General features: G+C 73.7%; 7 protein-coding genes and 2 pseudogenes. 5 read left to right on the top strand and 4 right to left on the bottom strand.

Features of this window, described 5'->3' with window-relative positions:
- Positions 1–146 precede the first annotated feature (146 nt).
- Positions 147–596 (bottom strand): DUF1931 family protein, encoded by a 450-nt coding sequence (locus ABZS71_RS35015; protein ID WP_356216739.1) that lies wholly within the window; start codon positions 594–596, stop codon positions 147–149.
- Between the two features lie 342 nt (positions 597–938).
- Here ABZS71_RS35015 and ABZS71_RS35010 point away from each other — a divergent pair, with 342 nt between their 5' ends.
- On the top strand, positions 939–2753 hold the full coding sequence (locus ABZS71_RS35010) for an APC family permease (RefSeq protein ID WP_355842227.1): 1815 nt from the start codon (positions 939–941) through the stop codon (positions 2751–2753).
- A 99-nt stretch (positions 2754–2852) separates the two neighbouring features.
- Positions 2853–3230: a DUF2267 domain-containing protein gene (locus ABZS71_RS35005; RefSeq protein ID WP_356216736.1), complete on the top strand. Its 378-nt coding sequence runs from the start codon at positions 2853–2855 to the stop codon at positions 3228–3230.
- A 67-nt stretch (positions 3231–3297) separates the two neighbouring features.
- Here ABZS71_RS35005 and ABZS71_RS35000 read toward each other — a convergent pair whose 3' ends face one another.
- Positions 3298–4122, bottom strand: coding sequence for an LLM class F420-dependent oxidoreductase (locus ABZS71_RS35000; protein WP_355842233.1), 825 nt, complete (start codon positions 4120–4122; stop codon positions 3298–3300).
- Positions 4123–4226: 104 nt separating this feature from the next.
- On the opposite strand from ABZS71_RS35000, the gene ABZS71_RS34995 reads away from it, so the two are divergent.
- Positions 4227–4853: a YigZ family protein gene (locus tag ABZS71_RS34995; protein WP_355842235.1), complete on the top strand. Its 627-nt coding sequence runs from the start codon at positions 4227–4229 to the stop codon at positions 4851–4853.
- Between the two features lie 314 nt (positions 4854–5167).
- On the opposite strand, the pseudogene ABZS71_RS34990 reads toward ABZS71_RS34995, so the two are convergent.
- Positions 5168–5527 (bottom strand): annotated as a pseudogene (locus tag ABZS71_RS34990) (ATP-binding protein); the annotation flags it as partial.
- A gap of 267 nt (positions 5528–5794) precedes the next feature.
- Here ABZS71_RS34990 and ABZS71_RS34985 point away from each other — a divergent pair.
- Positions 5795–6994: an exonuclease SbcCD subunit D gene (locus ABZS71_RS34985; protein WP_356216733.1), complete on the top strand. Its 1200-nt coding sequence runs from the start codon at positions 5795–5797 to the stop codon at positions 6992–6994.
- Complete coding sequence (locus ABZS71_RS34980) at positions 6991–10002, top strand: AAA family ATPase (protein ID WP_356216730.1); 3012 nt, start codon at positions 6991–6993, stop codon at positions 10000–10002. Before ABZS71_RS34985 ends, ABZS71_RS34980 begins: the two co-directional genes overlap by 4 nt.
- On the opposite strand, the pseudogene ABZS71_RS34975 reads toward ABZS71_RS34980, so the two are convergent.
- Positions 9962–10053, bottom strand: a pseudogene (locus ABZS71_RS34975) (Tellurium resistance); the annotation flags it as partial. The gene ABZS71_RS34980 and the pseudogene ABZS71_RS34975 sit on opposite strands and share 41 nt — an antisense overlap.

Here is a 10053-nt window from a genome sequence, read left to right as displayed (position 1 = left end):
CCTGGCGACGCCGCCATCAGGCCCGAGCCAGGGCCAGCCATTACCGCCGACAGGCCGCGAATCAGACATGAAGATCACGATCTACGACTGGAGTACTAGCCGGTCCGGCGGTCACCGCATCGCTCCCGGCATTCACAAACCCGGCGTCACAGCAGGAGATCGAAGAGCCGCCAGACCGTCTCCCAGTGCTTGGTCTGCGGGTTCTTCAGGTCCGGGTAGATGATCTTGAACGCCTTGGCGAGCGCGAGGCTGAGCCCGCCGACGATCTCCGGCAACCTTGCCTCCGTCGCGTCGTCGGGTGCGCGGTCCAGCGGCGGGTGCGTGGCGAGCTGATCGAGGATGGGCTTCAACTCGATCTCGTGGTCGAGGTCCCGGAAGCGGTGGATGTTCTCCTGCAGCCCCTTGGTGATCGGCAGATCCCACGGCAGGATCACGTCCCGGGTGTTGGCCTTCGCGACCGCCTCGGCGATGAGCAGCAGATCGTAGAGTTTGGCGTCCACGAAGTCGCTGTAGCGCTTGAGGTCGTTCTTGTCGACATCGAGTCCCGCCGCCACCCGGAAGAACCGCTCGAACCTGGGCACGGACATCACCGTCATGGTCACCAACCTCCAGTCGTCCGGCGCTGGGCGTAACCCGGCGCGCCTCGTCAGCGCCACCCTCGCTCGCCGGATGCGCGACCGCATGGGCCCCCAGGAACCAATCGCACGGCCCGGCCTGCTGCCGACAGGTCGGTGACCGCGCCAGGTCATGCTATGGGCGCGGCTCCCACCGTCGCGGCGACACTCGGGGAGCGCCGTGAGGAGCACTCGGTCAGGTCAGGGGAGTCGCGGAGGCGGCGGACAAGTGGCGGCTGTTCGGGCATGCCTCAGGTGGTCGGGCGCCACGGCGGGGCACACTGTCGCGGGACGGCCCCCGACAACCCCGCCCCGAGGTTCCCCATGGCGTTCGGACTGGCACACCGCGCGTTGCGGCCACGGGTACCTTTGCGCCACGGGGAGGGCGACAAGCACCATCTCACCAGCCTTGAGGGGCTGGCCGCGCTGTCCCTGGACGCGCTGAGCTCGGTCGCGTACGGCCCCGAGGCCATCGTGGTCGTCCTGGTCGCCGCCGGCACCGGGGCCCTTACCGCCACGCTGCCCATCACCGTCGTCATCACCGTCCTGCTCACCGTGCTGGTGATCTCCTACTGCCAGGTGATCGCCGTCCATCCCGACGGCGGCGGCGCCTACGCGGTGGCGAAGAAGAGCCTCGGGCCACGGGTGAGCCTGCTCGCCGCGGCGAGCCTGACCATCGACTACGTCCTCACCGTCGCCGTCAGCCTGGCCGCCGGCGCCGCCAGCCTCGCCTCCGCCTTCCCGATCCTCTCCTCGCATCTGCTCGCCGTCTGCCTGGTGCTGCTCGCCCTGCTCACGGCCGTGAACCTCTGGGGAGTGGCCGAGAGCGCCCGGGTGCTGATGCTGCCGACCGTGCTGTTCATCGTCAGCATGCTCGGCATCGTCGTCATGGGGATCCTGCGCTCGCACCCCGCGGCCGTCGTCGGCGCCGCCCACCCCGTCCGGGCCACCGAGGCGCTGGGCGTCCTGCTGATCCTGAAAGCGTTCTCCTCGGGCTGCTCCGCCCTGACCGGGGTGGAGGCCATCGCCAACGGCGTGCCGATGTTCCGCGAGCCGCGCATCAAGCGGGCCCAGCACACCGAGCTGATGCTCGGCATGCTCCTCGGAGTGATGCTGCTCGGGATGGCGTATCTGATCCGCCGCGACCATGTGGCGCCGCGCGGCGGTGTGACGGTCCTCGCCCAGCTCGCCGCCGGGTCGTACGGAACCGGATGGGAGTACTACGCGACCAACCTCATCGTCACCCTTGTCCTCGCGCTCGCCGCGAACACCAGCTTCGGCGGCCTCCCGGTCCTGATGAGCGTGCTGGCGCGGGACGACCGGCTGCCCCACCTGTTCGGGCTGCGCGCGGAGCGGCCGGTGTACCGGTACGGCGTGGTGGCGCTGGCGCTGCTGTCGGCCGTGCTGCTCAACGCGGTGGGGGGCGAGACCCATCGGCTGATCCCGCTGTTCGCCATCGGGGTGTTCACCGGCTTCACCATCAGCCAGGTCGGGCTGGTACGGCACTGGGCGACCGAGCAGCCGGAAGGGTGGCTGCGCCGGGCGCTGATCAACGGTGTGGGGGCCGTGCTGACCACCGTGGCCGGTCTGGTCCTGCTGACCACCAAGTTCCTCGAAGGGGCCTGGGTGGTCGTCGTCGCGGTGCCGCTGCTGATGCTGCTGTTCACCCGCGTCCAGCGCTATTACACGGCGGCCGGCGAGGAACTCGGGCTCGGGCGGATCCCGCCGCCACCGGTGCGCACCATGAGCCTGGTCATCGTCCCGCTCGGCGACGTCAGCAGGCTCGCGCAGCGCGCGCTGACGGCGGCGCTCGCCCTGGGCGACGAGGTCGTGGCGGTCAGCGTCCAGGCCGAGCCCGCGAAGGCGCGGGCGCTGCAGGACACCTGGGAGCGCTGGAATCCCGGGGTGCGCCTGGAGATCATCGACAGCCCGCACCGCTCCCTGGTGCAGCCGATGGTCGCGTATGTGCGGCGCGAGGCCGGGGGCGGCCGGGAGATCGCCGTTCTCATCCCCGAGGTCGAGCCCCGGCACCGCCGCTACAAGATCCTCCAGAATCAGCGCGGCCTTGTGCTGGCCACGGTCCTCAAGGCGCACACCGACGTCGTCGTCTGCATGATGCCCTACCGCCTCGGTCTGTGACCGGGACCCCGCTCGTCGGGGGCTCGCGGTGCCTCGCGTGGGGGATGCGTACGTGGCAAGGTGGAGGGTGACGTCCTCGACTCCGGTAAGGAGGCCCGCATGGACGAAAGAGAGTTCTTTCAAAAGGTGGCGGACCGTACGCAGCTCTCGCGGCAGGAGGCGGCCGATCTGACCCGCGCCACGCTCGAATTGCTGGCGCTTCGTCTGAGTGACGGCGAGGCCCGCGATCTCGCCCTGGAACTCCCCGAACACCTTCGCGAGTCGCTGCACCGAGGACGGCGGGAGATGGAGCTCCTCGACCCCGAGGAGTCGATCCGCAGAGTGCACGAGCGCACCGGACTGTCCATGTCGGAAGCCGACCGAGGGGTCCGGGCGGTCCTCAGCACGCTGCGGGAGGCCGTCTCCCAGGAGGAGTACCAGCACGCCATGTCCCAGCTCGGCGGCGAGTTCGCGAGGATGGCGGAGACCACGCGCTGACGGGTTCCGGCCGGACGCGGGCCGTGCCGTCGGCCCGCGTCCGGCCGTGATCGTGTCACCCGGCGGCTCACCGGAACCGGGCGGCGACCTCGGCCATGGTGTCGAGGTGCTGGAGCGTCTCCGACTCCGGCATCGTCGGCAGGTAGAACAGCACCCGCTCGACTCCCAGACGCTTGTACCCCTCGACTGCCTCGGGTGTCTCGGGCGCCGCGTACACCGTCACCGGAACGTCCCGGCCTGCCACACTCCGCAGCCGCTCGATCTGAGGGGCCAGCTCTTCCGGCGAGGCGCTGTTGGCGAGCCATGCGTCCCCGTAGGCGGCGATGCGGGGGAAGGCGCGCTCGCCGCCGCCCACATAGATCGGCGGGTGCGGACGCTGGACGGGCTTGGGCCACTGGTAGACCGGGTCGAAGTTCACGAACTCCCCGTGGAATTCGGCCTTTTCCTTCGTCCACAGCTCACGGATCGCCTGCAGCCGCTCATTGACCAGACGGCCTCGCGTCGACGGGTCCGTCCCGTGGTTCTCCATCTCCTCGCGGTTCCATCCGATGCCGACCCCGAAGATGGCTCGCCCGCCGGAGACCAGGTCGAGGGAGGCCACCTCCTTCGCTGTGATGATCGGGTCCCGCTGTGCCACCAAGGCGACGCCGGTCCCCAGCAGCAGCCGTTCGGTGACCGCGGCCATCGTGCTCAGCGTGACGAACGGGTCGAGCGTGCGGTAGTAGATCTCCGGCAGCTCTCCGCCGCCCGGGTAGGGCGTGCGGCGCTCCACCGGGATGTGGGTGTGCTCGGCGATGAAGAGCGACTCGAACGCCCGCTCTTCCAGGGCTCGGCCCAAGGGAACGGGCCGGATGCCCTGGTCGGTGACGAAGGTCGATACACCAATTTTCACGGCGGCTCCTTGGGGGGTACAAATACCTCATTCGGACCTTATGGGTACCCCGCTGTTCCGTCTCCGCAACAGGCCGGGACATTGGCACGGATTAGGGTGGCCGGATGCAGGAGCGGTACCGGACGGTCGCGCGCGAAGGCGTGCATGAGATCGAGATCAACAAATCGCGCTTCCTCTGCTCACTCGCGCCCGCCGCGAGCGAGCGCGAGGCGCAGGAGGTGATCCAGCGCGTCCGCAAGGAGCACCCCACCGCCACGCACAACTGCTTCGCCTACGTCATCGGCGCCGACGGCGGCGTACAGAAGGCGAGCGACGACGGGGAGCCGGGCGGCACGGCCGGGGTGCCGATGCTCCAGATGCTGCTGCGCCGGGAGATCCGGTATGTGGTGGCCGTTGTCACCCGGTACTACGGGGGCGTCAAGCTCGGCGCGGGCGGGCTGATCCGGGCCTACGGCGGCGCGGTCGGCGAGGCGCTGGACGCGCTCGGCACCGTCGTCCGGCAGCGGTTCCGGCTGGTCACCGTCACCGTCGACCATCAGCGGGCCGGGAAGCTGGAGAACGATCTGCGGGCGACGGGGCGGGCGGTGCGGGATGTCCGTTACGCCGAGGCCGTGACGATCGAGCTGGGGCTGCCCGAGGCCGAGGTGGACGCCTTCCGCGACTGGCTGGCGGACACCACCGCCGGAACCGCCTCTCTGGAGCTGGGTGGCGAGGCGTACCAGGAGGCCTGACCGGGCTCATGCGGGGGTGCGCGCGGATTCCTTCGTGACGTCCTCGGCGAGCGCCGGCCGGCCGGTCGGCTTGGCGCGGCATGCCGATTCCGGCCGGGCGCGACGCGAGACTCCGGGCCGCGGGCCGCGGCCGGATCCCCGCGTCGAGGCCGCCGCCGGGGGCCGCGGCCAAGGTGGCCTCCCCGCCGCTCGCATGGGCGAGCCGCGGGGGTGCGAGCGGATTCCTCCGTGACGTCCTCGGCGAGCGTCGGCCGGCCGGTCGGCTTGGCGCGGCGCATGCCGATTCCGGCCGGGCGCGACGCGAGACTCCGGGCCGCGGGCCGCAGCGGGATCCCCGCGTCGAGGCCGCCGCCGGGGGCCGCGGCCAAGGTGGCCTCCCCGCCGCTCGCATGGGCGAGCCGCCGGACCAGGGACAGGCCCAGACCGGTGCCGCCCTTGGGCGCGTCGGGGGCGCGCCAGAAGCGGTCGAAGGCGCGGCGGCGCTGGTCCTCCGTCACCCCGGGGCCCTCGTCGACGACATGCACATCGATCCGTACGGGCCGGCCGTGCGGGTGGCGGCGGTCGGGGGCCGGAAAGCGGAGGTCCATGGTGACGGTGGAGCCGAGCGGCGTCGCGCGCAGCGCGTTGGAGAGCAGATTGTCCAGCATCTGCTCGACGGCACCGGGCACCGCCAGGGCATGGCCGACCGGGCCGCCGATCAGCGCGACGACCGCGGAGTGGTGCTACCCGGACACCCGCCCCTTCGAGGGGTTTCCAGGACTCCGAAGAGGCCCGGTGGCGGGAGTTCCGTCGGTAGACACACACGGCAAAAGTGAGGTCCGTGAGGAGCGGGGCACCGACCGCGGCTAACGTGGTCGGTGCCCGCACCGCGTATTCCGGTCCGGGTGTGATGAGGGCCACTGGGGTGGAGGAAGGACAAACGTGCGGGTCGGAGCCTACTTGTGAGAATTCTGCACACCTCCGACTGGCATCTCGGACGGTCCTTTCACCGGGTCAGCCTCCTTGCCGCGCAGCGGGAGTTCATCGATCACCTCGTCGCGACCGTGCGGGAGCGGCAGGTCGACGCGGTCCTCGTCGCGGGGGACGTCTACGACCGAGCGGTGCCGCCGCTCGCCGCCGTCGAGCTCTTCGACGACGCCCTGCACCGGCTCGCGGACCTCCGCGTGCCGACCGTCATGATCTCCGGCAACCATGACTCGGCCCGCCGCCTCGGGGTCGGCGCCGGGCTCATCGAGCGCGCCGGTGTCCATCTGCGCACCGACCCGGCCGGGTGCGCCACCCCCGTCGTCCTCGCCGACGACCATGGTGAGGTGGCCTTCTACGGGCTGCCGTATCTCGAACCCGGCCTGGTGCGCGAGGCGTTGGGCGCCTCGGCGGCCGGCCATACGGCGGTGCTGGGCGCCGCCATGGACCAGGTGCGCGCCGACCTCGCCACCCGGCCCTCCGGCACCCGGTCCGTCGTCCTCGCCCACGCCTTCGTCACCGGCGGCGCGAGCAGCGACAGCGAGCGGGACATCACGGTCGGCGGGGTCGCCTCCGTGCCCGCCGAGGTCTTCGACGGCGTCGACTATGTGGCGCTCGGGCATCTGCACGGCTGCCAGACCATCGCCGAGCGGATCCGCTACTCGGGCTCCCCGCTCGCGTACTCCTTCTCCGAGGCGGCGCACCGCAAGTCCATGTGGCTCGTGGAGCTGGGCGCTGCGGCCGGCGCGGCGCCGGTCTGTGAACGGGTCGACTGCCCGGTGCCCCGGCCGCTGGCCCGGATCCGCGGCCGGATCGAGGATCTGCTGGCCGACCCCGACCTGGCCCGGCACGAGGAGGCGTGGGTCGAGGCGACGCTCACCGACCCGGTCCGTCCCTACGAGCCGATGGCCGCTCTGGCGCGCCGCTTCCCGCATGTGCTCACCCTGGTCTTCGACCCCGAGCGGCCGCCCGAGGACCCGCTCGCCTCGTACGCCCAGCGGCTGCGCGGCCGCTCGGACCGGGAGATCGCCGAGGACTTCGTGGCCCATGTGCGGGGTGGGCGCGGCCCGGACGAGGGCGAGCGCGTACTGCTGGGCGACGCGCTGGAGGCCGTACGGAGCGAGGAGACCGGTGTCGGGGCGGCGGGGGCCGAGGCTGCGGTGGAGGCGGGGCGATGAGGCTGCACCGGCTCACCGTGACGGCCTTCGGCCCGTTCGGCGCCACCCAGGAGATCGACTTCGAGGAGCTGTCCGCCGCCGGGCTCTTTCTGCTGCACGGGCCGACCGGCGCCGGCAAGACGTCCGTCCTGGACGCGGTCTGCTACGCCCTGTACGGCCAGGTGCCCGGCGCCCGGCAGGGCAGCGGGCTCTCCCTGCGCAGCGACCACGCCGATCCGCTCACCCCGACCGAGGTCGTCCTCGAACTCACCGCCGGCGAACGGCGCCTGGAGATCACCCGGCGCCCCGAGCAGCCGCGGCCCAGGAAGCGGGGCAGCGGCACGACGCGCGAGAAGGCGCAGAGCCTGCTGCGCGAGTACGTCCCCGGGGCGGGCGGGTCGGCGGGCGTGTGGAAGGCGCTCAGCCGCTCGCACCAGGAGATCGGCGAGGAGATCGGGCAGCTGCTCGGCATGAGCCGGGAGCAGTTCTGCCAGGTGGTGCTGTTGCCGCAGGGCGACTTCGCCCGCTTTCTGCGCGCGGACGAGCTGGCGCGCGGCAAGCTGCTGGGCAAGCTGTTCGACACCAGCCGCTTCGCCGCCGTCGAGGACCGGCTCGCGGAGCTGCGGCGGGCCGCGGAGAAGCGGGTCGCCGGCGGGGACGAGCGGCTGCTCGCGCTCGCGCACCGGATGGCCCAGGCGGCGGGGAACACCCCCGAACTCGACGACCACCCCCTGCCCGAGATCACCCCCGGCGAACCGGGGCTGGCCGACGCCGTCCTGGAATGGGCCGCCATCGCCCGCACGGGCGCGCGCGAGCGGCGCGACATCGCGCTCGCCGCGGTAGGGGCAGCCGAGGCCGCCCACCGGACGGCCCAGCGGGCCGCCGACACCGCACGCGAATGGGCCCAGCTGCAACGGCGCCACGCCGAGGCCCGGCGCCGGGCGGACGACCTCGAACGGCAGCGGGCCGAGCGCGACCGGGTCCATGACCTGCTGGAACGGGCGCGGGCGGCCGACGCGGTGGCCCCGGCCCTCGACCTCCACACCGCCGCCGCCCACGAACACCGCACCGCCCTGGCCGCCGAGCGCCAGGCCCGGGCCCGCCTGGCCGCCGAACCCGGCCTGGACACGCCGGCCTTCGCGCCGACCGCGGACATCCCCGGACAACGCCCCCCGGGCCCGGGAGAGCCGCCATCGGGCCCGCTGCCCGTGCCGCGCCCGGCACCGGAGACGTCTTCGGCGCCTGTGCCCGGTGGAGTGTCGCCCGAATCGGGCGGCGGTGGCGCGGCGGCGGGTCGGCCGGGTCCGCACGCCTGCCCTGCGGCGCGGACATCGCCCGGCGCGAGCGGTGATGGTGCCGGGTCGGGGCACCTGGGCGGGACGCCGCAGGCGCCGCGTGCCGCGTCGCCGGGCGGGCCGGCCGCGCACGCCCAGGCCGCCGAGCAGGCGTCACGGGAGCCGCTCCCGGAGGATTCGGCGGCGGAGCCCGCCCGGCCTGGGCGTGTCCACGCGCGCGTATCGCCGGAGGTGGCGGAGGACTCGGGTCCGGCGCAGCCGTCGGCGGAGTCGGGCGCGGAGGATGCGGCGGCCGGTGCCGCCCGGAACGGGCAGGCGTCGCCCGAGGCGGCAGGGGACGTGGCGCTGCCGTCGCAGACGCCGGGAGCCGCGTCCTCGGACGAGCGCGGCCCGTACGGGCGCGCCGCCCGCGAAGCGGCCGAGGCGGGCGCGGCGGAGGACGGCGCGGGCTTGCCCTGCGAGGTAGCCGGTGCCGCGGCCGCGGGTGAGCCCACTCTGTATGGGTGCGTTGCTGGGCAGGCGTCGCACCGGACGGGCGCGGAGGGTGCGGCGGCGCGGGCCGAACGGACCGGACACGGTGATGCGGGCGGGTCGCCCGAGGCGGCAGGGGAGCGCGGCTTGGCGTCGCGGGCGCCGGGGGCCGCGTCCTGGGGCGAGCCCGTTCCGTATGGGCGCCCCGATGCGGACGCGCCCGCATCGGGTGGGTCCGTCAATCCGCAGGGGGCCGGCCCGGCTCGGAGTCTGGCGGAGGCGGACGCGGATTGGCTGACTCGGGTGGAGCGGCGACTGCGGGAGGAGTTGGGGGCCTTGGCCGCGGCCCGGCGCGGAGAGGGGCGGGTCGAGGCCGTCGTCGCCGAGATCGCCGCTCTCGACCGGGAGGCGCGGGCCGACGACGAGGCGATCGAGGAGGCCGCCGACTGGCTCGCCGGCTGGGAGGCGGCCCGCCGAGCGCATCAGCGGCGCATCGACGTCGCGCAGGCGGCCGCCACCCGGGCCGAGCAGATCGGGGCCCGGATCGAGCCCGCCGAGCGGCGGCTGGAGGCCGCCCGGCAGCGCGATCGGCTCGCCGGGGAGGCGGAGCGGGCGCGGGAGGAGCTGCTGCGGGCCAGGGAGGAAACCGCCGCCGCGCGGCAGACCTGGCTCGACCTCAAGGAGCGGCGGCTGCGGGGGATCGCCGCCGAGCTGGCGGCCGGGCTGAGCGCGGGGGAGCCCTGCGCCGTCTGCGGGGCGACCGAGCACCCGAGCCCCGCCCGCGCGGAGGCCGGGCATGTGGACCGTACGGCGGAGGAGGCCGCGCTGGAGGACTATCAGCGCGCCGAGGCCGGCCGCGAGGAGGCCGAGCGCACGCTGCAGACGCTGCGCGAGGCGCTCGCGGGCGCGGAGGCCACGGCCGGGGAGGCCGGGGCCGGTGAGCTCGACCGGGAGCTGGCCGAGGTGCGGGCGGCGTTCGCCGAGGCCCGTGACGCGGGGGCCGATGGGCACGACGCCCGCGCGGCCCTCGACCGGGCCGAGCGTGAGCACGAGCGGCGCCTTGCCCAGCGGCAGGAGGCCGAGCGGCGGGCGGCGGCCCGTACGTCGCGCCGTGAGGCCCTGGCCCGGGAGCGGACGGCGCTGCTGGCGGAGCTGGAGCAGGCCCGGGGCGGAGACGCCACCGTGGCGGAGCGCGCCGCGCGGCTGGAGCGGCAGGCCGGGAGACGAGGATGCGCCGGAACGCCTCCTTGTGGTCGAGGTTGATGGTGAGGTTCTCACCGTCCGCCCGCGCACCGGTCCGGTCGTCGGCGTCGA

Source organism: Streptomyces sp. NPDC005393, from assembly GCF_040606675.1.
In the GTDB taxonomy this organism is placed as follows: Bacteria; Actinomycetota; Actinomycetes; order Streptomycetales; family Streptomycetaceae; genus Streptomyces.
The sequence above is the reverse complement of the archived record's forward strand: the minus strand, read 5'-3'. Positions and strand labels throughout refer to the sequence as shown.

Excerpts from the sequence above, each read along its gene's own strand:
- ABZS71_RS35015 (WP_356216739.1), bottom strand. The coding sequence starts at position 596 with ATGACGGTGATGTCCGTGCCCAGGTTCGAGCGGTTCTTCCGGGTGGCG.
- ABZS71_RS35010 (WP_355842227.1), top strand. The coding sequence starts at position 939 with ATGGCGTTCGGACTGGCACACCGCGCGTTGCGGCCACGGGTACCTTTG.
- ABZS71_RS35005 (WP_356216736.1), top strand. The coding sequence starts at position 2,853 with ATGGACGAAAGAGAGTTCTTTCAAAAGGTGGCGGACCGTACGCAGCTC.
- ABZS71_RS34995 (WP_355842235.1), top strand. The coding sequence starts at position 4,227 with ATGCAGGAGCGGTACCGGACGGTCGCGCGCGAAGGCGTGCATGAGATC.
- ABZS71_RS34980 (WP_356216730.1), top strand. The coding sequence starts at position 6,991 with ATGAGGCTGCACCGGCTCACCGTGACGGCCTTCGGCCCGTTCGGCGCC.